A 22,730-nucleotide genomic window follows, 5' to 3' on the forward strand; every position below is an offset into this window, starting at 1 on the left:
CATAGGCATAGTGAAAGTCTATTTTATATTTTTCATCATTTACAGTTATATAACCGACATTCAATCTATCATAAGCATAATGAAAGTCTATTTTATATTTTTCATCATTTACAGTTATATAGGCAACATCTAATCTATCATAGGCATAGTGAAAGTCTATTTTATATTTTTCATCATTTACAGTTATATAACCGACATTCAATCTATCATAAGCATAATGAAAGTCTATTTTACCTAATGATGGTTTTATTTCTATTTCTTCTTCTTTATTAGGTAAAGATATATCTTCCTCTTCCCCACAAGCGTTGAAAAGGAAAAAGCTACATATAAAAAACAAGTATATTAATTGTTTCATAATCATTAATCTTTAGCTTCTACAAATATAGACTATCCTTTCCGTCCGAAGTTTAATATTCACAAGCAAAGTTTTGGGAAATATTTTGAAGCAGGCGGACGGCTAACACCACCCATTATAGACGTACCTAGCGAAACAATGAATAACGAGGAACTGCTAAAAGCAATAAAATCAATGAATATGAAAGTTGCAGTGACGGATATTATGCGTGTACACGATGAAATGACACAGGTTGATGGCTGGTCGGGGATATAATTCCATATAAAATAGCCGAAATTTTTCGGCTATTTTATCTTATATACGCATAGTCCAATATATTGGAAGTATAATAGAAATCAATTTTATAAATTTTGTCTTTGGTTTTTAAATTTGCATAATATAATATGTTGGAAGTATAATGAAAATCAATTCTATAAGTTTCGTCTTTAATTTTAAAGTTTGCATAGTCCAATATATTGAAGCTATAATGGAAATCAATTCTATAAGTTCCGTCTTTGGTTTTTAAATTTGCATAATCTAATATATTGAAGCTATAATGAAAAGTGATCTTATTTGCAGACGGAATTATTACTCCGATATCATCTCCATAGTCTATTCCTTCTTCCTTTTCCCCACAAGCGTTGAAAAGGAAAAAGCTACATATAAAAAACAAGTATATTAATTGTTTCATAATCATTAATCTTTAGCTTCTACAAATATAGACTATCCTTTCCGTCCGAAGTTTAATATTCACAAGCAAAGTTTTGGGAAATATTTTGAAGCAGGCGGACGGCTAACACCACCCATTATAGACGTACCTAGCGAGACAATGAATAACGAAGAACTGCTGAAAGCAATAAAATCAATGAATATGAAAGTTGCAGTGACGGATATTATGCGTGTACAAGACGAAATGACACAGGTTGATGGATGGTCAGGAATATAATTCCATATAAAATAGCCGAAGTCTTTCGGCTATTTTATATTATATACGCATACTCTAATTGATCGTAACGATAATAGAAAGTGATTTTATAAGAGTCATCTTTTATATATAAACGTGCATGATCTAATTGGTCATAACGATAATAGAAAGTGATTTTATAAGAGTCATCTTTTATATATAAACGTGCATGATCTAATTGGTCATAACGATAATAGAAAGTGATTTTATAAGAATCTTCTTTCGTATTCAGATACGCATAATCTAATTGATCGTAACGATAATAGAAAGTGATCTTATAAGAGTCATCTTTTGTATATAAACGTGCATAATCCAATTGGTCATAACGATAATAGAAAGTGATCTTATAAGAGTCTTCTTTCGTATATAAATATGCATAACTCAATTCATCAGAGCTATAATAAAAAGTAATCTTATTTGTGGAAGGAAGTATTACTTCATTATCATCTCCATAGTCTATTTCCTCCTTTTCCCCACAAGCATTGAAAAGGAAAAAGCTACATATAAAAAACAGATATATTAATTGTTTCATAATTATTAATCTTTAGCTTCTACAAATATAGACTATCCTTTCCGTCCGAAGTTTAATATTCACAAGCAAAGTTTTGGGAAATATTTTTGAAGTAGGCGGACGCCTAACGCCTCCCATTATAGACGTACCTAGCGAGACAATGAATAACGAAGAACTGCTAAAAGCAATAAAATCAATGAATATGAAAGTTGCCGTAACGGATATTATGCGTGTACACGATGAAATGACTCAGGTAGATGGCTGGTCGGGGATATGATTAATCTTTTAGTTGCTGGGGATGATAAATCCCCAGTGACGAAGATTATGTTCAAAAATTCGATATATCCTCTTATACTTTAATTATCTGTGTAAATTTTACCTGTATACAACGATCCATCCGACCAGTTATCAAAACTCATTGCATATAATAAGGTTGAGCCTGTGTAAATTTTACCTGCATACAACGATCCATCCGACCAGTTATCAAAACTCATTGTGTATAATAAGGTTGAGCCTATGTAAATTTTACCTGCATATAACGATCCATCCGACCAGTTATCAAAACTCATTGTGTATAATAAGGTTGAGCCTATGTAAATTTTACCTGCATATAACGATCCATCCGACCAGTTATCAAAACTCATTGTGTATAATAAGGAAGCTATTTTCCCCTCACCCCCTCTCACATACTTCCCATCTATATTAAACACAATATCGCCTTTGGCATCCGCCCCTGCGCGGATATAGTTGCCATCGAGGTTAAAGACTGCATCGCCTGTCTTTTCCTTTCCCGCCCGTATCAGTTTGCCGTCTATATTGAATACGATGTCGCCTGTTTTGTCCTTTCCCGCACGCACATAGTCTCCGTCGAAGTTAAAGACGGCATCGCCCGACTTTTCCTTTCCCGCACGGATAAGGTCACCATCAAGGTTGAAGACGATATTTTCTTTCGGGGTAGGTTCGGGAGTTGGTGTCGGCGTTGGTTCAGGATTGTAAGGATCGTCACCGCCATCGCAGGCTGTCAGTAAAAGCAAGCCCAACAATAGGCCTCCTAGCCCCCGTAGGGGGGATTTGGAACGGATATAGGATAGTATGCTATTCATAATTATAGTCTTTTTGCCCTCTTAGTCTCCCCTGTGGGGAGACTAAGAGGGGCTGTTTCCTTTACAAATATAGACTATCCTTTCCGTCCGAAGTTTAATATTCACAAGCAAAGTTTTTTATATCATTCCCGCTATTAAACCTTTCGCAACAAACAATGTCAGACTAATAAGAAGTAGCTTTCTTTTTGTAAGCCCATTATTTTATTCAATAACCTAAGAGTCTGTCGGGCTATTTAAGCCGATAAAAGGGCTAAATTAAACCCAAAGAGTCTAAAAATGAATGAAAAAGAATCTATAATAAAATATTTTGGTAAAATTTAAACAGGCCCTAAATATAAAAGTGGAGGCAACTGATGCGCTATTTTATGGAGTCTGCGACTCGTTCAGTATATTAATGGTCATCAGACCGTTTTCGAACTTCACCTTTGGTTTGTCCCAGAAAAAACGTAGTCCCGGCTTGTATATATACCTTGTAGAGTTGCTGAAATAGTAAACGAGGCTTGCCGAATACCAGTTGGCAAATATCATTCCGTCCTTCATTTCGGGCGTATAACTGTTTCTGGTAAAATAAGGTTGCAGGTCGACTGTCTCGTCCGGCGCACCCACTTTGGCTATCCGTTTCAGATACAGTTTGTAATCGATAACTACCCATGTAGCCTGATAGCCTCTCAGGCAGGCATCGTTGGGCGAACCTACACCGCCGCCGTAATCGAACGGATAGAGTTTGAATTTCAGGTCTTCGAGTGGAAACGATTTCAGAAATACCGTATCATTTCCAATGATCAGTATATCGGGTAACTGATCGGCCGAAAACGATTTTCCTATAGACAGGATAGAAAACAATAGAATAAATAAATACTTTTTCATATCTATACAATGTGAAATGAATAATCTGACGTTGCAGCCGTACCGGCATTTCGGGCAAATCGGCAACCATACCAAATATAGATATTCCGGAAGGTACTGCCAACGTTAACGGAAGGAGAATGTTTGCGATTGTGTGTTTTTTACAATAAATTCACTAAAAAAATGGCAGGCACGAACTTCTCAGCCCATGCCTGCCGGCAAAATATCAGTGAAAAACTAGTAGTATTTTTATAAAGTGTTGTCGGCTGTCAGTTCTTTAGTTATGGTAAGATCGTCCACCGCCAGTTTCCGGTAACCATTGTTGATGGTGAATATGCTGAGCGTGTCCAGTATCTTTCGTCTTAGTTGATGTATTACGGTATGGTTGTACAGTATATACGAATTGATGATCTCGTTGGCATTTCCACTCAGATTGCCCGATCCCGATAATCCCGCTAGGGTAGGAGAGGTGAGGCGGTGAGCCGAAATGATCTTCTGGAAAATGATCTCGTCCACATTGTTGTACAGGTCGGCGTTGTTGCTGGCAGTGTATGACGTCACCACAGGCTTTATCTCCTGACTTTCGCCCCACAGCACCACAATGCTGTTTGCTCCGTTTGTACCTGCATAACTGTTTTCTATATCCCGCTGAAACTGCTCCTTTTGCTTACTTGTGGGATTGCTCGGCATGGTAATGATGGTAGAGGGCACAAAGCCGTTGTTGATAGAGTTTCGGTAAAATTTCCCCAGCAGCCCGTCGGCTTCTATGTAACTCAGTGCCGAGTAATATTGAGGGATCGGGTAGTAGTCGAGACTTGGCTCATAATCTTTGTAGTAGAAAAGATAAGGCACACCTTTCCGCATCTCTTCCGATCCGTAAGCTTTTATCTCTACAGGCGCATATTTACCATAGGTTTTTCGCCAGTCATTTGCCAGATAAAAACTAAGGTATGCACCGTACTCATTCACCTCGCCCACACGTACTTTGCTGAAATCGGTATGATACAGGCTCACCGTCTTACCGTTCTCGTTGAGTATCACCTGAAAGCAGTATCCACCGAAAGTGACATAGTCGGTCGCTATCTTTTCTATCAGCGCATCCCAGTCGTCTATCGGATTGGGTTGCCCGTAGTATTCGCCCTCTCTCACACCCGTTCCGCAGATGTAGGTCACTTTGTTGTTGATAACCGCTTTGTTGATAGCCGATTCGTTGTTAAGCTCGATGATGCGTTGCGGCAGCAGATTGTCGTTGTCATAATTTATCCATCCCTTATGGTTTTTCACGAATGTAGGATAGGATTTTACAGATTGAGACAGTTTTATCACTGCATAATTGTTTTCAGCCGGATATTGTTCCATATTTTTCATTGTTTCTTCTGTGTTTTCGTTATAGATAATCTCGTTTGAAAAAAATGCAGATTTTTCAAAAAAAAAATTAGAACAATCTTTTTCTTTTATCTTAATTTTCTTTTTTAATATTCTTGTCTTTTCTTGTCTTATGTATGGTATAGGTGAGCGTACTGGTGAATGTACAGGCGAGCATATAGCAGAGTGTAGCCATAAGTGTACCATATACCATATCGGAAATGATACAGATGGGGTGCATAAAATACTTTTTCCGTATAATCTTTTATTCTTTTTTAACTCAAAAAATTGCATTTATAATTTTAGACTATTTAATTTTGCAAAATATAATTTGAATAAATAAATAATGTCAGAAAATATAAAATTAGAAAATCAGTTATGTTTTCCCCTGTATGCTCTCTCGCGACAGATAACGGCGCTGTATCGTCCCCACCTCGAAAAACTGGGGCTTACATATCCGCAATATCTTGTGATGATGGTACTTTGGGAACATGATTCGGTTACGATAAAGCAATTAGGGGAGTTGCTGTGGCTCGATAGTGGCACGCTTACCCCATTGCTGAAAAGAATGGAAGCCAATAATCTGTTGGTACGGAAACGCTCTGCCGAAGACGAACGCTTGGTAGATATCACCATCACCGACAAAGGCGAAGCACTGCAAAAAGAAGCGGAAGAAATATCTCCGTTTATAAAAAAAGGATTGAATATGTCTGATGTGCAGATAGATGATCTGCGTCAGCAAATAAAAGAAATATTATCAAAAATAATAGATGAAGAATAATATGAGTTTACTCGATACATTAAAATGGCGTTATGCCACAAAGAAATTCGATCCTGCAAAGAAAGTGGATCAAAAGTTAGTCGATCAGATTGTAGAAGCTGCATGGCTTGCCCCTACCTCGTCAGGTTTGCAACCCTTCAAGGTGATAGAAATTACCAATCAGGAACTGAAAGAAAAGATAGTTCCCATTGCTATGGATCAGCATCAGGTAGCCGACAGTTCACATTTGCTAGTCTTTGCGGCATGGGACAACTATACCGAAGATCGCATAGATACTATTTACCAGCATACCACTACTGACAGGGAGCAGGCGCCCGACCGTTACAAAGGCTATGTCGACCGATTGAAAAAAACTTACCTGAAACGTGCCGAAAGTGAGAATTTTGCTCACACTGCACGCCAGGCATATATTGCTTTCGGATTCTCTATTGCTATGGCTGCCGAACTGAAAGTAGATACTACGCCGATGGAAGGCTTCGACAATGCTGCATTAGACAGTTTGCTGCACCTCGAAGAACTCGGTCTGAAGAGTGTCCTTATGCTGCCGCTAGGCTACAGGGACGAAGCAAACGACTGGTTGGTGAATCTGAAAAAAGTGCGCCACCCTAAAAAAGATTTTCTTATTGAAATAAAATAAACATATAACCAATTTAAATTAAAGAAATTATGGCAACAATTACATTTAAAGGAGAAATTAAGGTAAACACAAGTGGCGAACTTCCTGCAAAAGGATCAGTAGCACCGGATTTTGCACTGGTAAAGTCAGACTTGTCGGAAGTGTCGTTGAAAGACCTGAAAGGCAAAAAAGTTGTCCTCAATATTTTCCCTAGTATCGATACCGGAGTATGTGCGGCTTCTGTACGCAAATTCAATAAAGAAGCAGCCGGCCTGCCCAACACAGTTGTACTGGCTGTTTCGGCAGACCTTCCATTCGCAGCAGGACGTTTCTGCTCGGCCGAAGGTATCGAAAATGTACATCCGGCATCTGTATTCAGAAATGCATCTTTTGCAAAAGACTATGGCGTGCTGATGACAGATGGCCCGTTGAAAGGACTTTTGGCAAGATCGGTAGTCGTTATCGATGCAGATGGTAAGGTGGTATATACCGAACTGGTTCCGGAAGTAACTACCGAACCAAACTATCAGGCTGCTATCGATGCTGTTAAATAAATTCGAGTAAGTAGATAAATGGAAAAATCTATGCTTTTACAGGCATAGATTTTTTTTTCAATATAGCGAAGCCAAACAGTTATATATACTGATTGCAGACGATAGACCCTGGTTTTCGCAAATGGTGAGTTATCTGAAGACATGTACAGGAAAGCAATCCGTATCAGGAAAAACTCCTGTATAACTGTTACGGGCTCCGTTATATTTTTTAGGTAATAATTTTTTTCTTGTTGCCGGATGGAAGGTCTATAAAGACCGCCATTTTTTATAGTTACTTTTGTTATATAGTAAATTCTTTGTGTATCTGTCTTTTTTATTCTTAATTCTTCTGGGCTTATACAAATCTGAAATTCGAGATTTTCCGATAGTAGAGCGAAGCGTGTCTTGTTTGTCGCCTTTTATATATTTAGATTAGTGATACTAACCATGTTGCAAATTAAAACATTATTTTTCGATTCTACAAGAAGATTATAAAATAAGGTTAACAAAGCAGAAAAGGGTTGCACGATATCACATAGTGCAACCCCGCATTAAGGAACATATTTTTCCGGCACCTGGATATGCCGGCCGGAATAAGTAACTGTTTAAATTTGTTTGGTAATCTTATATTGTATTATTTCAAATATATTTTTTCTTTTTATTCGCAGGTTTAGCGGGCTAAACCAAGAGTGAAAAGTAGAAAATAGAGAAGAAAGAATAAAAAATAAGAGCCAAAGAATAATCAGAAACAGTTATATGAAATATTTTCGGTTAAATTAAAATAGTTACTAAACTTCTATAAGCAAAAAGCTTGTAATAAATCTGTTTTACTACAAGCTTTTCCAACAATTACTCATTGTAAAGTTTTATAATAGTTTGTTAAGGGGGAAGGTGGCTTATATCTAATAAACAATATTATATGAACATAACAAACTTACAATATCCATATAAATATATAGTTACTGCAAGTTTTATCTAGAAGTGAAGTTACTTAACTAAAGACCGTTTGGCTGTATTTGCAGATGAAGAACAAAAATTGGAAAGCAAATACGTCATAAATGTATGAATCGGCCTTTTATCCCCTTTTTCGATATTAATATCGAATTCTCTATCCAAATGTAGATATAAATATTGTTCCTTAAAAATATATTGTGTTAAAATAACGCTTTAAATAGTTAATTAATCAACTATTATCCATGCAGGGCTTAATTTGCTTATTTCCTTGTATATAACACAGCTTTTGTCATGGGCGCCGGGCAGATAGCCGGTGCTCATCAAAAACTCGTTTACAATCTCTCCTCCGGTAAATTTGAAAGTCTTTCGGAACAGCTTGACCCATTCATCTTTAGTCTTGGGATGATGCGTGTCGAGCCAGCTTTTGAACGAGCCGAATTCGGCTTGCAGCCCCAATATAACATTAGCATTGTGTATTGCGGCATCTACTTTAAGGCGGTTACGGATGATCGATGCATCATTCAGCAGGCGGTTGCGGTCTTCTTCGCCGTAGGCAGCTACTGTGGCGATGTGAAAATTGTGATATGCTTTTTTGAAGCCTGCCTGTTTCTTTAATATCGTTTCCCAGCTCAGTCCTGCCTGATTGATCTCCAGTACCAGCCTTTCAAACAATTCGTTGTCGTCGCTGATAGGAAAACCATAATGATGGTCGTGATACTTTTTGTGTACATTATCCGCATCGGCAATGTTCTTTTACATAATCGCAATAGCTCATTTCTGTATTATTTTGTTTGAGAACAAAGTAAGAATAAATCTGTGATATATCCTACATCCGGTAACATAACAATATATAAGAAAACACACTGTAATTTGCTTCCGCCTGATCATTTTTGTACTTTTATCATCATATAGCAAAAGGACTTATGAAAGAAAGAAAATCAGGTATCATTATATTAATATCCGGCATTGTTATCGGTATGCTGCTGATGTACACTTTCAGTGGAAAGAGTAAAAGCAGCAATGCCGAAGTTTCGCACAATATGATTGTGGAGAAGATAGAAAGTCTGGGCAATCTCGAGGTGGTGAAATTCAGCATTCAGGACATAATGGAATATAAGAAGGTACGCCGGTGGCTGCCAAATGCTAAAACAGCACTGATTGTTTCAGGCGAAGTGATAGGCTGTATAGACCTCACTAAGCTGAAACCGGAAGATATATACACCTCAGGCGACTCCATCAGGCTACAGTTGCCTGCTCCCGAAATATGCCATGTGAAGATAGACCATTCACGTTCGCGCGTCTACAATATGCAGTTTAGCCTGTGGGAAACAACCGAACTGGTAGACGAGGCATACCGTTCGGCTGAGTCTCAATTGAAAGAACAGGCAGTGAAACTGGATATAGAGACACAGAGCCGCGACAATGCCGTCACACTGCTTCGCCCGATACTGGGAGCGATGGGATTCAAAAACGTGTTGATTACCTTTAAAGGAGGGCGCGAATACAAGGAAAAGTGATTCAGTACACTTATTTTATCTGTCATTAATGCGGATCAGTCGTTGAAATTGTATATTCAATTTATTATTCTACAGCCCATTTAGCTTTATTTCTCAATATGGCAAAAATAAGCCTGCCCAATAAAAACATTAGCCCTTGTTTCGCTGTTTATTATAAAGACAAGTTGTCTGACAAAAGTAAATTACTATGCGCATCTTTATTACCGGAGGCACCGGACTCATCGGTAGTGCCCTTATACGTACACTCCTGCAACAAGGGCACGAAATAACCGTTTTGACCCGTAATAAAATCAGGGCGATGAAAAAACTGGGAGATAAAGTAACTCTGTATTCCACGTTGGGTGCCTTGCCATCGCTCGACGAATACGATGCTGTGATAAATCTGGCGGGTGAATCTATGGCAGGAAAACGGTGGACCGATAAGCAAAAGGAGAAACTGTGCAACAGCCGTTGGAATATTACCCGCAAGCTTACCGAGCTGATACAGGCCGGTGACAATCCGCCATCCGTATTTATATCGGGATCAGCTATCGGATTCTATGGGGCACAAGACGATAATGTGATAACCGAAGCTGCCCAGCCGCATGACGAATTTACATTCCGGCTTTGCCGCAAGTGGGAAGCACTGGCTATAGCTGCCGATAGTGACCACACACGCGTATGTCTGCTTAGGACAGGGATTGTCCTATCCCGAAAAGGAGGGATGCTGGCCTTGCTCACTTATCCTTTCCGCTTGGGGCTGGGCAGTGTATTGGGCAAAGGCACTCAATATATATCGTGGATACATATTCAGGATATGATAGATGGTATTATTTTCCTGTTGAATACCCCCGAAGCGCGTGGCGTTTTCAATTTTACTGCCCCCAATCCGGTCACCAATAAGCGGTTTACAAACATACTGTCGTCTACGTTGTACCGTCCGCAGATATTCCGTATTCCGGCATTTCTGGTAAAATGGTTTATGGGAGAATCGGCTACAATGCTGCTCGATGGACAACGTGCTATACCGCAGCACCTGACAGACCTGCACTATCGTTTCAGGTTTGAACACCTCGATGATGCACTGAGCAACCTGATGAAAGGGAAGAGGTAAAAAGAAATTATGAATTATGAATTAAGAATTATGAACCAACGGTCACAGGAGCGCAGCATATGTAATTATGAATGTAGTATTCCTTTAAATAACGTGAGTTCGAAATAATAGTATCTAAATATCAGCTAGTTATATGTTTTCTTTGTGAGCCTTGTGTAAAACCTTGTGCTCTTTGTGGTTAAATCTTATTTCTTTTACCACAAAGGACACAAAGAAAAACCACAAAGGGCACGAAATTTGCACCATATATTTTGGAAAACAATTGATTACATACTATTTTTATATCGAACTCACGTTAAATAATATAAACTAATTTACATCTTGTACTTAAAGCTTTTATTTCTTCCTTAGTGTAATAACAGTAATCTCCGGCCATGCGCCGAAGCGGAACGGAACACCTACCGTACCTATACCTACATTCACATACAATGCTTGTTTACCTTCCTTGTAGATTCCGCCCCACTCGGGATAGACGAACGATGCAGGCGAAAAGCCCCAAAGTGAAAACTGTGTGCCATGCGTGTGCCCTGCCAGCATAAGGTTTATGTCTGTCTTCAACACTTCGCGCCGCCAGTGGGTAGGGTCGTGGCTCAATAGAATTTTAAATTTACTATCTTCGGTTCCCTTCATTGCTTCGGGCAGATTGCCATACTTAGGGAATGGCGGTGCTCCATCGTTCTCAACACCTATCAGCGCTATCTTTTCGTTGTCTTTAGTGAGATAAGTATGGTCATTGTTGAGCAGTTTCCAGCCCATTGTTTGTTGCCGTTTTTTCAGGCTTGAGAGGTTTTCCTTTTCTTTTGCCTTGCTGCCCCAGCTTTTATACATACCATAGTCGTGGTTGCCAAGTATCGAGTACACACCATCGGGAGCTTTCAGTGCCGACAGTATATCCTCGTATCCGTTGAGTTCGGTAGCTACATTGTGCACCAGATCGCCCGTTATCATTATGGCATCGGGGCGTTGCGCATTCACTATCTCTACCAGATGTTTTATCGGTTCTTTCTTTCCTTCCCATTTGCCTATATGCAGATCAGACAATTGTACGATACGGTAACCGTCGAACGATGCAGGTAAATCGGGAGAAGAAAACTCAACTTCCCTTACCGTAAAGCGGGTTTTGCCTACGGTACTGCCGTAGACTACGACATATATAGTGCCTAGTCCGGCTAGCAGGGCGAGTATGGTAAACGGATATGCTTTCCATTTGAAGAATGGGCGAAGCAACAGGTCGGGTAGGGAGACAATAGTGAAAATGATCTTGGGGAGCGCTATTGCCATGAATATGATCATAAACACTTCCCTGTGGCTGTATCTGCCTTCAGCATAAAAGAAGAAATACAATCCGCCCATCAGTATCAGAGATGGTACAAACCAGAGCACGCGCAACAAGGTTTTTTCGGTGAGCTTTCTGATGTAAAGTACGAAAATGTATATATCTGCAATCAGCAGTATAAGGAATACGATGGTGAATATGCGTGCAAACATTCGTAGTGTTATATTTTTTGCGCAAGTTATTTATAACAGCGGCAAATGCCGTCAGTGTTTAAGATTATTTATGCTTTAACATATAGGGTGGAAATACAGGGCGGATAAGATTTCCGCCCCTTTTAGAGCCAGTTTAAATTTTACCAAAACATTTTGTTATCGTTCTTTTTTCGTTCATTTTCAGTCTCTTTTTGTCCGATTTTCCCCTTTCTTCAGCTTGAATAGCCCGCTATTCGCGCTTCAGATAAGAAAAAAATCATTCCAAAAATAGTTCTGAAAACCTAAACGAATAAAATTTAAACAGGCTCTTATATTTATCCTCTAAAGATAACCAGTATCACATTGTTGTTTACCAGTACCTTGCGCGACAAGCTAGGCATAAATATGCGTCCCAGCAGATTGCGCCGGCGTGTATTCATTGCTACAACGCTTACCTCTTCAGTATCTATATAGTAATTTACAGCCTCAAGCATATCGGGGCTGTCTATCATTTCATATCCTATATTCAGTTCGGGATATTTCCTTTTAAAGAATTCTTTCATACCCAGCAGTTCGGTTTCTGACCATTTGTCGCCTTTCTTATTTATGGCATTGATATGCAGCAGCGTGATACGAACTTCGGGATATGGCCTGAGTATGTTTACCAGATGGTCGAACGATTCCAGATCTTTCTTCTGGAAGTTGGTAAGGAATGCGATGTGTTTCACATCTTCTACTTTCTTCACAGGCGAGTTTTCGGGTACTGCCATCACCGGCACATTAGTCATTTCTATGATGTCTGCCGTAACATTACCTAGTGGATGCTCGGCGACATTGCTGGCTCCTTTTTTCCCCAGTACCAGTAGGAAGGGCTTGTATTCGTCCACGAAGTTTTCGATCTCTTCTTCTACGATACCTTCCCTTAGCGAATAGGAGTAGTTGACAGAAGGGAAGTCTTTTTCTGATATTTTCTTGTCTATCTCGAGACAGAAGTTCAACATCTTGCTTCTGGCCTTGTCGAGCATATCGTGTTCGTCGTTGTTTATCACATCGGCGAACGGAAAGGTCATCGGATAATGCAATCTGTACACATGCAGAATCTTTACTTTGGCATTCATCTGATGGGCAACGGTAAATGCTGCGCGGCAGGCTTTGAGCGAGTAGTCGGAAAAGTCGATAGCAACCAGAATACGTTTGCGTCCGTCATCTATCTTATGTATCCCTTCATCGTTGTATCTGAATAGCCCGACACCTTCGATGATCGTGAGTGCTTTGGTCAGGTCTGCTTCGTCTATTTTTACAGCTATGCCACCCGATATGTTTTCGGGGCCGGGTATGTCTATCAGATGTGCCTCAATACCTCTTTCCTTTAGCGTCTGTTGTAAGATATGCGCTTTGGGAGCTGTATGTACAGCTAATGTAATCAGATTGTCTTTCATATTTTTGGTGTTTATTTGTTATGATCTCCTTTTATAACAAATTTACTAAAAACTATTCTGATTATAAACCGCAAAACGCTATCTTTTTAACAAAAAGCAACAAGCTTTTACTTAGTTTTGCCGTTGAGGGCGGTATTTTCAATCTTTCTTTTTCCTGTTTACTCTTTTAGGCTTTACTTTAGTCGCTGTTGGCTGTTCTTCAACTTTCTGAGTTTCGAGCCAGTTTCTGAGTTCGCGTACTTTCCTTATAAGGCAGCTTGCGCACGACTGAGGTTTGTCTGTTTTGTTGAATACTGTATTCGCGAGGGTGTATATCCGGCTCATCGAGTAGCGATGTGTTCTGTCAATATCAGCTAAAAGTTGTTCTACTTCTTGTTTTAAGTCTGTTTTGTTCATTTTATTATTTTTTTATTATCAATAAATTTTAGGATGAAAAATGTTACGAATGCTATAAAAATTCCTGATACTATAATCCCTGTGTATGATATGTATATGCTTATAATTGTTGATATACAACATATTGTGTGAAATGTAAGGCATGGTCTGCAATTGAAAGGCTTTCGGTCAAACCATTTATGATATTCAGGTAATTTTATAGATAATATTTTTCCGAAATAAAGAGAAACTACTGTTGTCAGAACAAGGGCGATGCATAAAAATACTAAGTCCATAGGCTGTTTTATTCTATAGATAAACGAGCGGGAAAAAAATAATGAAGTGTTAAACGGGAAATCATATTTTATTTTTTGATTTATAGGAATTTAAGTTAATTTATTTACTATCTTTATTCTTTTATTGATTGATACAAACATTACGAATTAGAAAAATGGATAGAGAATAGTTGCTGAAAGGTATTAGAGCCTGTTTAAATTTTATTCGTTTAGGTTTTCAGCACTATTTTTGGAATGATTTTTTTCTTATCTGAAGCGCGAATAGCGGGCTATTCAAGCTGAAGAAAGGGGAAAATCGGACAAAAAGAGACTGAAAATGAACGAAAAAAGAACGATAACAAAATGTTTTGGTAAAATTTAAACAGGCTCTTAATGTATTTGGGGGATACATGGACTGTATAGCAGCTTAGTAAGACAAACAAGACAAGACAAAGAAATAATGAAGGCAAACAATGCGTCTTTGCAACCTATCGAAAGACCGAACTTACTGCTGGCTATTATTTTATCAGTAGTGGTTTTTCTCACCGATGTCATCTTATCGGAATATGTGACAGAGCAATTAGGTATCGATTTGTTCAGTACCTGGATTTTTGTCCCGTACGGTCTTTTGCATGTTTTCTTATTGCTCTTGCTGGGGCAATACCTGACTGCAATAGACCTAAAGGGTGCAGGCTCGTTGATCTATGCAGCAGTTTGTATACTCCTGTTGCAGGTATTTGTGTATATATTGCTTTATAAGGTGTTTGCCGGGAGCCTATCTTCTGTGAAAAGCTCACTACAGTTGTTATCCCATATTCTTGTTTTTGTACGGGCTCTAACGTATGTGGTAGTAGGTGGGATACTGTTTTTGCATAACGAATATTATGTGGGAGGACTCAGACTGCTGGGGATATTTACCGCTATCAACGGAGTTTCGTTGCTCACAGATATTGCAAAGACCTACTATACATTATACATGATAAGTACCAATATGGATGCAATGGCTGTCGATAGTGTGGCTCAAAATCTTACACTTTTCTCTACAGTAGCCGGATTTTGTTTTGTGGCGGCTATGTTTTATGTTTTCACGAAGGGATATTTGTATAACGAACAGGTATATAAGGAGATGTAAAGTGCTAGTGAATAGATATAAATAGAATTTTATAGCTTATCGAAAAAATATATATATCCTGACTGAACTTATTTCGACTATCGTTGTTCTAAAGGTATATAAAAGTTTTGTAAAGTTTGAGTTAAAGTTTAGGGAAGTCTGCGATGTGATGTCGCGGACTCTTGTTTTTTATACTCCCTTTATATTGCATAGTTATTAAGTTCTGTTTTTAATCGACCAAGTCAAATTTGGAGTATTTTACAATCCGGGCTTAAATTGTTTTATCCATTGTAGAAGCCGCTTGTGCCGCCGTACTACTCTTATATGCTTTCTGTATAAGGTTCAGTATAGGGCCTGTCATAAAGGTAGTGACGAGTGCCATAATCACCATCATAGCAAATATTTCGGCATTGAGTACCCCCAGATCGTAACCGATATTGAGCACCACCAGTTCCATCAGTCCTCTGGTGTTCATCAGTGCGCCTATGGTAAAACTGTCTTTCCAGTTCTGCCCTACAAAGCGGGCTGCAATAGCACTGCCGCCGAATTTCCCCAATACGGCTACCAGAATAATCATTCCTGTCACCTCCCACAGTTCGGGGCTGTTGAGCAAGCCTATCTGTGTTCGTAGTCCGGTGATCACAAAAAACAGCGGAAGCAGCATGACCAGTGCTATATCTTCTATTTTTTCTGTAAACAGGCTTCTCAGTTTCGTGTTTTCGGGCATAATGGTTCCAGCCATGAATGCTCCGAACAAGGCATGTATGCCTATGGCTTCGGTAACGAAAGAAGAAATAAGTAACACAAGGAAGACGGTAGCAATAAGCGATTTACTGACGCCTTTTGCCGAATCGTGCGTATTGCCGAGCTTTTGCAGGAAAGGGCGTATTACTTTCAGCATTATCAGTACGTATGCCACTGCCAGTAAAATGGTATATAAGGCACTGAATACCGATCCGGCTTTAACAATAGCTATCACAACAGCCAGCAGGCACCACGCTGTGATATCGTCGGCAGCTGCACAGGTGATGGCAATAGCTCCCAAACGGCTCTTTTGCATATTGCGCTCCTGAATAATGCGTGCCAGAACGGGAAAGGCTGTAATGCTCATCGATATACCCAGAAAAAGGCCGAAAGAGGCAAATTCAATTCCTTTAGGAGCAAAGGATGCGTATATAAAATATGCCAACCCTACACCCATCGCGAATGGAATGATGATACTGGCATGGCTGATGACGACTGCCTCGTGAGCTTTGTTCTTCAATACGTTCAGGTTGAGTTCCATCCCTACTATAAACATAAACAGGACAAGCCCGATCTGGCTTAGTACCTGTAGATTGCCAAGCGATTGAGCCGGGAAAATAAACTGTGACACTTCGGGGAAGTAAAGCCCTAGTAGAGATGGTCCCAATACGATTCCTGCCAGTATTTCGCCAATGACGGATGGTTGCCCCATTTTTTTGAATACGGCACCAAACAGCCTGGCGGCTATAATGATGATAATGACCTGAAGTAATAATATGCCTGCCGGATGGTGCAGATTTTCGACAAACGAGTCGGTAAATTCATTGAACGAATTGGCCGATATGGCCTTTGTCGTGATTTTTTCTCCCTTCTCGAGACCTTTACCTACTGTTATGATCCAATACACAAGAGCGGAGAATCCGCCGATAATGAGAATATAAAAAAGGATTGTCCTGATTTTTTTAATAATTTTCATGATGTGCTGCTTTCGGTGATTAAATAATATGAAGTGGTGCTGTAAAATCTTAACAATGCAAATCTTTTGTCATACTTTACACCTTAAGGATTATAACAGGCGAATAATTTAATCGGTTTTTATAATTTTGTTAAATGTTGTATAAGTTTATATCAATAACATGAATAAGCGTAGTATAGGAAAATAAAAAACGAAGATTCTTACTACCTTTACACTACTGTATAAGGATGGATAATTATGACTTTAAATGAGTTTGCGGATTATATTTACGAGCTTAAAGACGAATTTAAAAACAGGGATCTGGAAGAATACCTGCTTGCCTTGTATAAAAACCTGAACGACAATCAGATTATTTATCTGAATGAAGAACCTTCGTTCGAACTCATTCTCTGTATATTGAAAGAGTGTTTCGGATCGGAGCCTGCTGCTTTTGATAATAGTTGGCTGAGCATAACCGAATGTCCCGATGCCAACAGGCTGAGCCGTAAATTTACAAGCCCTGACTTGAAAGACGAATTTGATAAAATGAATATGTCTGCTCTTCAAGGGATGGAGTTTACGATGGAAGTATTGAAATTTCAGATAGCCGAACTTCACAAAATGCATGATAAACAGTTGAAAGATGAATACCGTTATTTCGGTATCGATTCGGAAACAGGTCACCGCTGGTATAACTTCGATCCGTTCGGTAATCTCGGATGTGGCGTTACCTGTATGCTCGACAATGATGACGAAATAACCATTCCCGACTGGTCTTTTATCGGCAATCTGCTCGAAGATGGCAGGATATATGAATAAGAATCTGTCGCTAATTATATCCTCCTTTACGATTTGGAGACAATGGTTCCCCCTTTACCCACGACTTAAAAGTCGTGGCAACTGCTTGATGACAGTCAAGACAATGTTTTATTAACAACTAACATACAAAAGCTTAACGCAATGAACAAAACCTGTATGCGCATAGTTTATATCTAAAAATCGAAGATATGACAGCAAGTTTATTATATACCGAAGATATTCTTCGTAACGGATTTGAGGAACTTACCATTCCGCTGAATGACGATTACGAAGGTGAAAATGTAGCAACACTTATACGCAAAAAGGCAGAAGCCGGTGTCGCCAAAGCCGTACTATACATACATGGTTTCAACGATTACTTTTTTCAGGCCGAAATGGCAGGGCGCTTTGTCGATCAGGGATATAATTTTTATGCTCTTGATCTGCGCAAATACGGGCGGTCTTATCTTCCGCATCAGAAGTTTAATGACATACGCGATCTGAAAGCCTACTATGAAGAGATGCGGAAAGCACTCGATATTATTCACGATGAGGGGAACAGCGAAGTGATATTAGTAGGGCATTCCACAGGCGGGCTCATCGTTACACTGTTTGCTAAAGACCACCCCGAAAGTGATCGGTATGACGGACTTATACTCAACAGCCCGTTCTTCGATTTCAACCTCAGCCGCCATATTAAAATATTCCTGCCCTTTGTATCTTTTCTCGGGCGTTTTTTCCCTCGCGTGCGGGTTTCGGGCGGTTTCAGTGAAGAATATGGTAAAAGCATCCATCAGTCTTACTACGGCGAGTGGAACTACGATACATCGTGGAAGCCCAATATCGCACCAAAAGTAAATCTGGGCTGGATCAGGGCTATATACAGGGCGCAACAGGAGGTGAGGAAAAACTTTATCATAGCCAAGCCTACTCTGGTGATGCACTCTGAAAGGTCGGGAACCAATAGGTATGATAAAGAACAGGCAAAAAGCATGGATATTATACTGAATGTAGATGATATAGAGCGTATATCCTGCGATATGGGCAGCAATGTGGAAACAGTCTCCATAAGCGGAGGTATTCACGACCTGATGTTATCGGAAGAAACCGTTCGACAAAAAGTACACGATACAATATTTGACTGGCTGAAAAGGCATAACCTATAAAGAAATTTAGAGTCTGTTTAAATTTTATTCATTCAGATTTTTAGAGCCATTTTGGGAATAATTTATTCTTTTTTGAGGTGATAATAGCGGGCTATTTAAGCTGATAAAAGGGATAAATTAAACCAAAAGAGCCTAAAAATGAATGAAAAAGAATCTGTAATAAAATATTTTGGTAAAATTTAAACAGACTCTTAGTTGCCTCCACTTTTAAGTGGAGGGGGTAAGAAAATATTGGTAAAGGGCTTTAGCCAAAACAACTTTGACTAAAGTCATGTTGATAAAAGATACGATTCCACGCCTTAAAAGGCGTGGAAACAGATAAACTCACAAGAAATAATCCTATATAGTTTCTTGATACAGACTCTAATGTGATTTTTCGACTTTTAGAACATATCCCGCGTTCTTTAGGGCTTTCGGTAATAAAATGAATTGATGTACTTTACACAAAAGAAAGTCTGATGAAAATAGCATTGTTCCTTAAAGACGATAAGATAGATGAAGCCTATGTGGATACAATCGCGATAATTGTACTTCATACGAATCATAATTCGGTGGTTGAAGTAGAAAAGGACATCGTTGTGAAAAAGGATATCAACTACCTTGCACTTTGGTTGCTGACCAAGCGTATCAAAGAAATTTACGTGACAGATATAGATTCTATCGTAAAAAGATTATTCGAAAAACTGGGTGTTACCGTCCGCAAATACGACGAAATAGACAAAAATCCACTATTGAAAGAGTTTATCTCATAAGACTATACAATTTGTCCCTATCTTCTTACAGCCTCATATATCCCTTTCCCTGTACTGCACCGGAGTTAGTCCTGTATGCTTTTTGAAAAACCTGCCGAAAAATGAGGCATTCGGAAAGTTAAGTTCATCAGAAATCTGCAATATCGTATTATTCGTTGTTTTGAGTAAATATTTTGCCGATGCTATCAATGCTTCGTTGATCCATGTGAAGGCTGTTCGCCCTGTACGGTCTTTAACGATTGTAGACAGGTATTTGGGCGTAAGGAACATTTTGTCGGCATAGAATTGTAATGATTTTTCGTCCTTATGGTGTTGCAAGAGGAGTCTGAAGAAAGCAGATACCTGTTCTTCCTGATGCGACGATGCTTTTACTTCCTGACCTGTTTCCTGCATCCTGCTATAATAAAACCCACCCACTTCGGAAAGCAGGGAATACAACAATCCTTTAGCCATTTGCACCCTGAAAGGATGGTCTTTTCGTTTATATTGCTTTACAATGAACGAGTGGAATTCGACGTACCGTTCTGCTTCGTCAGCCGAAATCTCTATACAGGGCGATTGTACAAGGCTTCGCGAAATGTCTATGTCTCTGGTCGATGGAGGCATCTGAGTCATAAAGTCGATGGAGAAAATGAGAAACTCCACCATCAGGTCTTCCGTCCGTTCGAGGTACTCGATCACAAAAGAGGGTAGGACAGTGATAATGGTATTCGCTTTTATCTCATATTCTTTGAAGTTAATCTTTATCTTCCCCCTGCCTTTTATGCAGATGGCAAATATTACCCCGTCTACCACAAACGGGTAGTTGGATGTCATTGGCGGCAGCGCTACAGACTTGTCCGATATGATAAAGTTCTTTATAGCATAAGGGTCTATATGTTCCGATATTTCATCGAGTTGTATTCTTGCTAAAGCCATATTACGATACTGATTTTTGTGATGCCGAACAGCGTGTAAATAAAAATTTCTCTATTGGCAAACATAATCTTTTTTAGGTATAACTATATAATATGCCTGAAATAATGCAGGTTACAGATATAAAGATTAAATTATTTTAACAAAAATTCATAAAAAAATCCTATTTAACATTTAATTATGTTTGTGGTTATAGATTTTCATATATCTTTGTCGCCGAAATTAACAAAAAGAAGTTAAACAGAACACAAACCATACACGAGTTACATATTATATATGCAATGTATGTACAAATAATACAAAATAGTTAAAAATTAGCACTTTATAAAATTAATAATCACTAAAATTTTAAGAAAATGAAGAAATTACTATTTACATTAGCAATTATGTTTGGTGTAGTAACAATGGCTAACGCTCAAAATCCGGGACAAATCTGGGTTGGAGGTGCAGTAGGTATCAAATCGAGCAAAGTTAAAGGCATGGATGCTAACACAAGCTACAGAATCCTTCCTGAAATCGGTTATATCCTTACAGACAATGTAGCTATCGCTGTTAGCTTGGGATACGAACATAATGAAGGAACTGTATCTTACGAAGATGTAGAAGGAAATACTCTTTTCGGAACAGGAAAAACTGACGGATTTAAGGTTAATCCTTTCGTACGCTACTCATTCCTTAAGGGTGATATAGGTAGCATGTTTATTGACGGAGGTGTAGGATATATGTACAGCAAAACTAAAGGTTCTGATACAAAAAATCACGATCTTGAAATCGGTTTCAGACCGGGTGTTGCCGTTAAAGTATCTGACAGACTTTCTTTGTCAGCTAAATACGGTTTCTTAGGATATGAGTACAGCAAAGAGGGCAATGCGAAAAGAAACACTTTTGGTTTCGACTTCGACTTTAGCCAGGCTTTGGTTGGTGTAAGCTTTATATTCTAAAAGCAGTCCTTACAACCTACACAGACTCTTAAATTATAGAATATTCCGAAAGGATGCTTCATTTCGAAGCATCCTTTCTTTTTTACCCTATCCGATTATCAGGACAGATGAAAGGAAGAACAGGACATTGGCTATACACTGTTACCCGGCACTTTTTGTATAAATACGAAAAATAGAACATTTTTACAGCATCACAGGACTTTCTTCACGCTATTATTTATATGATCTTTGCAATGTAGTCGAGAGGATTACAACAAGTACAAATCAAATTGCAGTTAATAAAGACTAATAGAGATTAGGTTATCAAAAAGAAAAATATATAAGGTATAGGTAGTTTTTAACTTCATTTTAAGCCATATTTAGAATAGGATAAATTTTGTGTTTTAAGTTTCAATTTCTCTAAATCTTTTCTACACAGTGAAAAAGGCTGCTTCGGGACGAAGCGGCCTTCTTTCGTTTATTTCCTATTGTGACCTTTTAGCAGCCTTGTACATATCCATTGATTTATATTTCTGACTGATTACATTCCGCATTTCGGCAAGACGCTTAGCAATAGTCGCTTCCTATCGGGTGCTGTACACAAAGCGCGCCCATCCGCGCTGATAGCCGGGAGTCAGATTATTGAAAAATGTAAGGATGTCATTTTCCTCAGCAAAATATTTCTGTAAGTCGGGAATGCGGTCTATATAGTCACTTACACACTGGCTGAGTTGATTTGCCCTGCTTTTGCGTATAACTTCATGTTTTAATCCTATAACAGTAAATGTATCGTTAAGAGCGACCATTTTGAAAAATTTAAGCTGACTGCTTTTCACATATCCGTCATTATCTACTTCTACGCATTCAAAAAAATCGTCACGCCCTATATATTCTTTGTATTCCTTATTACCTTTTTTGGGATATGCAAAGAATAAAGCTCCGTTGGGTTTCAATAGTTTTTTATCTATTACATGTTGTAGATTTTTCATGAATTGGTCGAGGGAGAATACAAAGGCAACGATAAGGTCGTAAGCCTCTTTTTTCTCTGCTGCATCATACGGTAGCAGCGTATCAAAATGGTGTATGTTTTCCGGCTTGTTCAGGATAAGCCTATCGGTATGTTTTTTAAGTTGCAACCTGTGTACAATGCTTTCATTCATGGTCTTTTTATTTCAAGATTATACAAAAGAAAGTTC

General features: G+C 38.8%; 25 protein-coding genes. 11 read left to right on the forward strand and 14 right to left on the reverse strand.

The genetic code is table 11. The features are described 5' to 3' along the window. The 3 genes from M2448_RS15200 to M2448_RS15210 all read right to left on the reverse strand — a co-directional run. Positions 1 to 355: hypothetical protein (locus tag M2448_RS15200; RefSeq protein WP_280697171.1), on the reverse strand; the 355-nt coding region annotated here is incomplete at its 3' end. Positions 356 to 644: 289 nt separating this feature from the next. Continuing rightward, positions 645 to 1,025, reverse strand: a complete 381-nt coding sequence (locus M2448_RS15205) for a hypothetical protein (protein ID WP_280647017.1) — start codon at positions 1,023 to 1,025, stop codon at positions 645 to 647. Between the two features lie 289 nt (positions 1,026 to 1,314). Beyond that, entirely contained in the window at positions 1,315 to 1,830 is a 516-nt protein-coding gene (locus M2448_RS15210) for a hypothetical protein (protein WP_280647018.1), read from the reverse strand. 73 nt (positions 1,831 to 1,903) lie between these two features. Here M2448_RS15210 and M2448_RS15215 point away from each other — a divergent pair, with 73 nt between their 5' ends. Beyond that, on the forward strand, positions 1,904 to 2,086 hold the full coding sequence (locus M2448_RS15215; RefSeq protein WP_280647015.1) for a hypothetical protein: 183 nt from the start codon (positions 1,904 to 1,906) through the stop codon (positions 2,084 to 2,086). A 79-nt stretch (positions 2,087 to 2,165) separates the two neighbouring features. Here M2448_RS15215 and M2448_RS15220 read toward each other — a convergent pair whose 3' ends face one another. The 4 genes from M2448_RS15220 to M2448_RS15235 form a co-directional block, all read right to left on the reverse strand. After that, on the reverse strand, positions 2,166 to 2,912 hold the full coding sequence (locus tag M2448_RS15220) for a hypothetical protein (RefSeq protein WP_280647019.1): 747 nt from the start codon (positions 2,910 to 2,912) through the stop codon (positions 2,166 to 2,168). A gap of 363 nt (positions 2,913 to 3,275) precedes the next feature. Then, positions 3,276 to 3,779, reverse strand: a complete 504-nt coding sequence (locus tag M2448_RS15225) for a hypothetical protein (RefSeq protein ID WP_280647020.1) — start codon at positions 3,777 to 3,779, stop codon at positions 3,276 to 3,278. A 228-nt stretch (positions 3,780 to 4,007) separates the two neighbouring features. Then, on the reverse strand, positions 4,008 to 5,126 hold the full coding sequence (locus M2448_RS15230) for a phage portal protein (protein ID WP_280647021.1): 1,119 nt from the start codon (positions 5,124 to 5,126) through the stop codon (positions 4,008 to 4,010). A 91-nt stretch (positions 5,127 to 5,217) separates the two neighbouring features. Next, a complete protein-coding gene (locus tag M2448_RS15235) occupies positions 5,218 to 5,364 on the reverse strand; it encodes a hypothetical protein (protein ID WP_280647022.1) in 147 nt (48 codons plus the stop codon). Positions 5,365 to 5,469: 105 nt separating this feature from the next. Between M2448_RS15235 and M2448_RS15240 the strand changes: the two genes are divergently transcribed. From M2448_RS15240 to tpx, 3 genes are read left to right on the forward strand one after another with little or no spacing between them, the layout of a single operon-like run. Then, positions 5,470 to 5,904: a MarR family transcriptional regulator gene (locus M2448_RS15240; protein ID WP_280647023.1), complete on the forward strand. Its 435-nt coding sequence runs from the start codon at positions 5,470 to 5,472 to the stop codon at positions 5,902 to 5,904. A gap of 1 nt (position 5,905) precedes the next feature. Continuing rightward, positions 5,906 to 6,541, forward strand: a complete 636-nt coding sequence (locus M2448_RS15245) for an NAD(P)H-dependent oxidoreductase (RefSeq protein WP_280647084.1) — start codon at positions 5,906 to 5,908, stop codon at positions 6,539 to 6,541. Between the two features lie 29 nt (positions 6,542 to 6,570). After that, entirely contained in the window at positions 6,571 to 7,074 is a 504-nt protein-coding gene (tpx, locus tag M2448_RS15250; RefSeq protein ID WP_280647024.1) for a thiol peroxidase, read from the forward strand. Positions 7,075 to 8,232: 1,158 nt separating this feature from the next. Here the strand turns inward: tpx and M2448_RS15255 are convergent. Beyond that, the gene (locus M2448_RS15255; protein WP_280647085.1) at positions 8,233 to 8,754 is read right to left on the reverse strand and encodes a DNA-3-methyladenine glycosylase I; all 522 of its coding nucleotides are present in this window, start codon (positions 8,752 to 8,754) and stop codon (positions 8,233 to 8,235) included. Positions 8,755 to 8,930: 176 nt separating this feature from the next. On the opposite strand from M2448_RS15255, the gene M2448_RS15260 reads away from it, so the two are divergent. Beyond that, on the forward strand, positions 8,931 to 9,524 hold the full coding sequence (locus tag M2448_RS15260; protein ID WP_280647025.1) for a DUF4230 domain-containing protein: 594 nt from the start codon (positions 8,931 to 8,933) through the stop codon (positions 9,522 to 9,524). A 187-nt stretch (positions 9,525 to 9,711) separates the two neighbouring features. Further along, a complete protein-coding gene (locus M2448_RS15265) occupies positions 9,712 to 10,617 on the forward strand; it encodes a TIGR01777 family oxidoreductase (RefSeq protein ID WP_280647026.1) in 906 nt (301 codons plus the stop codon). Positions 10,618 to 10,953: 336 nt separating this feature from the next. Here the strand turns inward: M2448_RS15265 and M2448_RS15270 are convergent, their stop codons facing one another. From M2448_RS15270 to M2448_RS15280, 3 genes are all read right to left on the reverse strand, one after another. After that, positions 10,954 to 12,105 (reverse strand): metallophosphoesterase, encoded by a 1,152-nt coding sequence (locus tag M2448_RS15270; RefSeq protein WP_280647027.1) that lies wholly within the window; start codon positions 12,103 to 12,105, stop codon positions 10,954 to 10,956. Between the two features lie 314 nt (positions 12,106 to 12,419). Further along, a complete protein-coding gene (locus tag M2448_RS15275; RefSeq protein ID WP_280647028.1) occupies positions 12,420 to 13,523 on the reverse strand; it encodes a universal stress protein in 1,104 nt (367 codons plus the stop codon). 138 nt (positions 13,524 to 13,661) lie between these two features. After that, a complete protein-coding gene (locus M2448_RS15280) occupies positions 13,662 to 13,919 on the reverse strand; it encodes a hypothetical protein (protein WP_280647029.1) in 258 nt (85 codons plus the stop codon). A 714-nt stretch (positions 13,920 to 14,633) separates the two neighbouring features. Between M2448_RS15280 and M2448_RS15285 the strand changes: the two genes are divergently transcribed. Further along, positions 14,634 to 15,305, forward strand: coding sequence for a hypothetical protein (locus tag M2448_RS15285; protein WP_280647030.1), 672 nt, complete (start codon positions 14,634 to 14,636; stop codon positions 15,303 to 15,305). Between the two features lie 250 nt (positions 15,306 to 15,555). Here M2448_RS15285 and M2448_RS15290 read toward each other — a convergent pair whose 3' ends face one another. Next, positions 15,556 to 17,004 (reverse strand): cation:proton antiporter, encoded by a 1,449-nt coding sequence (locus M2448_RS15290; RefSeq protein ID WP_280647031.1) that lies wholly within the window; start codon positions 17,002 to 17,004, stop codon positions 15,556 to 15,558. Positions 17,005 to 17,241: 237 nt separating this feature from the next. Between M2448_RS15290 and M2448_RS15295 the strand changes: the two genes are divergently transcribed. The 3 genes from M2448_RS15295 to M2448_RS15305 all read left to right on the forward strand — a co-directional run bounded on the left by M2448_RS15295 (position 17,242) and on the right by M2448_RS15305 (position 19,699). Continuing rightward, complete coding sequence (locus M2448_RS15295; RefSeq protein WP_280647032.1) at positions 17,242 to 17,802, forward strand: hypothetical protein; 561 nt, start codon at positions 17,242 to 17,244, stop codon at positions 17,800 to 17,802. Between the two features lie 188 nt (positions 17,803 to 17,990). After that, positions 17,991 to 18,947 (forward strand): alpha/beta hydrolase, encoded by a 957-nt coding sequence (locus tag M2448_RS15300; RefSeq protein ID WP_280647033.1) that lies wholly within the window; start codon positions 17,991 to 17,993, stop codon positions 18,945 to 18,947. Positions 18,948 to 19,405: 458 nt separating this feature from the next. Next, positions 19,406 to 19,699: a hypothetical protein gene (locus tag M2448_RS15305; RefSeq protein ID WP_280647034.1), complete on the forward strand. Its 294-nt coding sequence runs from the start codon at positions 19,406 to 19,408 to the stop codon at positions 19,697 to 19,699. A gap of 33 nt (positions 19,700 to 19,732) precedes the next feature. Here the strand turns inward: M2448_RS15305 and M2448_RS15310 are convergent, their stop codons facing one another. Next, on the reverse strand, positions 19,733 to 20,617 hold the full coding sequence (locus tag M2448_RS15310) for a helix-turn-helix transcriptional regulator (RefSeq protein WP_280647035.1): 885 nt from the start codon (positions 20,615 to 20,617) through the stop codon (positions 19,733 to 19,735). A gap of 353 nt (positions 20,618 to 20,970) precedes the next feature. On the opposite strand from M2448_RS15310, the gene M2448_RS15315 reads away from it, so the two are divergent. Next, positions 20,971 to 21,555: an outer membrane beta-barrel protein gene (locus M2448_RS15315; RefSeq protein ID WP_280647036.1), complete on the forward strand. Its 585-nt coding sequence runs from the start codon at positions 20,971 to 20,973 to the stop codon at positions 21,553 to 21,555. A 563-nt stretch (positions 21,556 to 22,118) separates the two neighbouring features. Here the strand turns inward: M2448_RS15315 and M2448_RS15320 are convergent. Continuing rightward, positions 22,119 to 22,694, reverse strand: coding sequence for a YdeI/OmpD-associated family protein (locus M2448_RS15320; RefSeq protein WP_280647037.1), 576 nt, complete (start codon positions 22,692 to 22,694; stop codon positions 22,119 to 22,121). Between the last annotated feature and the right edge of the window lie 36 nt (positions 22,695 to 22,730).

Source organism: Dysgonomonas sp. PF1-14, from assembly GCF_029892965.1.
Lineage (GTDB): Bacteria > Bacteroidota > Bacteroidia > Bacteroidales > Dysgonomonadaceae > Dysgonomonas.

Bases quoted from the DNA above. Each gene is read 5' to 3' on its own strand.
- M2448_RS15295 (WP_280647032.1), top strand. From the start codon at position 17,242: ATGACTTTAAATGAGTTTGCGGATTATATTTACGAGCTTAAAGACGAA.
- M2448_RS15320 (WP_280647037.1), bottom strand. From the start codon at position 22,694: ATGAATGAAAGCATTGTACACAGGTTGCAACTTAAAAAACATACCGAT.
- M2448_RS15310 (WP_280647035.1), bottom strand. From the start codon at position 20,617: ATGGCTTTAGCAAGAATACAACTCGATGAAATATCGGAACATATAGAC.
- M2448_RS15225 (WP_280647020.1), bottom strand. From the start codon at position 3,779: ATGAAAAAGTATTTATTTATTCTATTGTTTTCTATCCTGTCTATAGGA.
- tpx (WP_280647024.1), top strand. From the start codon at position 6,571: ATGGCAACAATTACATTTAAAGGAGAAATTAAGGTAAACACAAGTGGC.
- M2448_RS15300 (WP_280647033.1), top strand. From the start codon at position 17,991: ATGACAGCAAGTTTATTATATACCGAAGATATTCTTCGTAACGGATTT.
- M2448_RS15220 (WP_280647019.1), bottom strand. From the start codon at position 2,912: ATGAATAGCATACTATCCTATATCCGTTCCAAATCCCCCCTACGGGGG.
- M2448_RS15305 (WP_280647034.1), top strand. From the start codon at position 19,406: ATGAAAATAGCATTGTTCCTTAAAGACGATAAGATAGATGAAGCCTAT.
- M2448_RS15315 (WP_280647036.1), top strand. From the start codon at position 20,971: ATGAAGAAATTACTATTTACATTAGCAATTATGTTTGGTGTAGTAACA.
- M2448_RS15290 (WP_280647031.1), bottom strand. From the start codon at position 17,004: ATGAAAATTATTAAAAAAATCAGGACAATCCTTTTTTATATTCTCATT.
- M2448_RS15240 (WP_280647023.1), top strand. From the start codon at position 5,470: ATGTCAGAAAATATAAAATTAGAAAATCAGTTATGTTTTCCCCTGTAT.
- M2448_RS15265 (WP_280647026.1), top strand. From the start codon at position 9,712: ATGCGCATCTTTATTACCGGAGGCACCGGACTCATCGGTAGTGCCCTT.
- M2448_RS15275 (WP_280647028.1), bottom strand. From the start codon at position 13,523: ATGAAAGACAATCTGATTACATTAGCTGTACATACAGCTCCCAAAGCG.
- M2448_RS15260 (WP_280647025.1), top strand. From the start codon at position 8,931: ATGAAAGAAAGAAAATCAGGTATCATTATATTAATATCCGGCATTGTT.
- M2448_RS15245 (WP_280647084.1), top strand. From the start codon at position 5,906: ATGAGTTTACTCGATACATTAAAATGGCGTTATGCCACAAAGAAATTC.
- M2448_RS15210 (WP_280647018.1), bottom strand. From the start codon at position 1,830: ATGAAACAATTAATATATCTGTTTTTTATATGTAGCTTTTTCCTTTTC.
- M2448_RS15205 (WP_280647017.1), bottom strand. From the start codon at position 1,025: ATGAAACAATTAATATACTTGTTTTTTATATGTAGCTTTTTCCTTTTC.
- M2448_RS15285 (WP_280647030.1), top strand. From the start codon at position 14,634: ATGAAGGCAAACAATGCGTCTTTGCAACCTATCGAAAGACCGAACTTA.
- M2448_RS15270 (WP_280647027.1), bottom strand. From the start codon at position 12,105: ATGTTTGCACGCATATTCACCATCGTATTCCTTATACTGCTGATTGCA.
- M2448_RS15280 (WP_280647029.1), bottom strand. From the start codon at position 13,919: ATGAACAAAACAGACTTAAAACAAGAAGTAGAACAACTTTTAGCTGAT.
- M2448_RS15230 (WP_280647021.1), bottom strand. From the start codon at position 5,126: ATGAAAAATATGGAACAATATCCGGCTGAAAACAATTATGCAGTGATA.
- M2448_RS15235 (WP_280647022.1), bottom strand. From the start codon at position 5,364: ATGCACCCCATCTGTATCATTTCCGATATGGTATATGGTACACTTATG.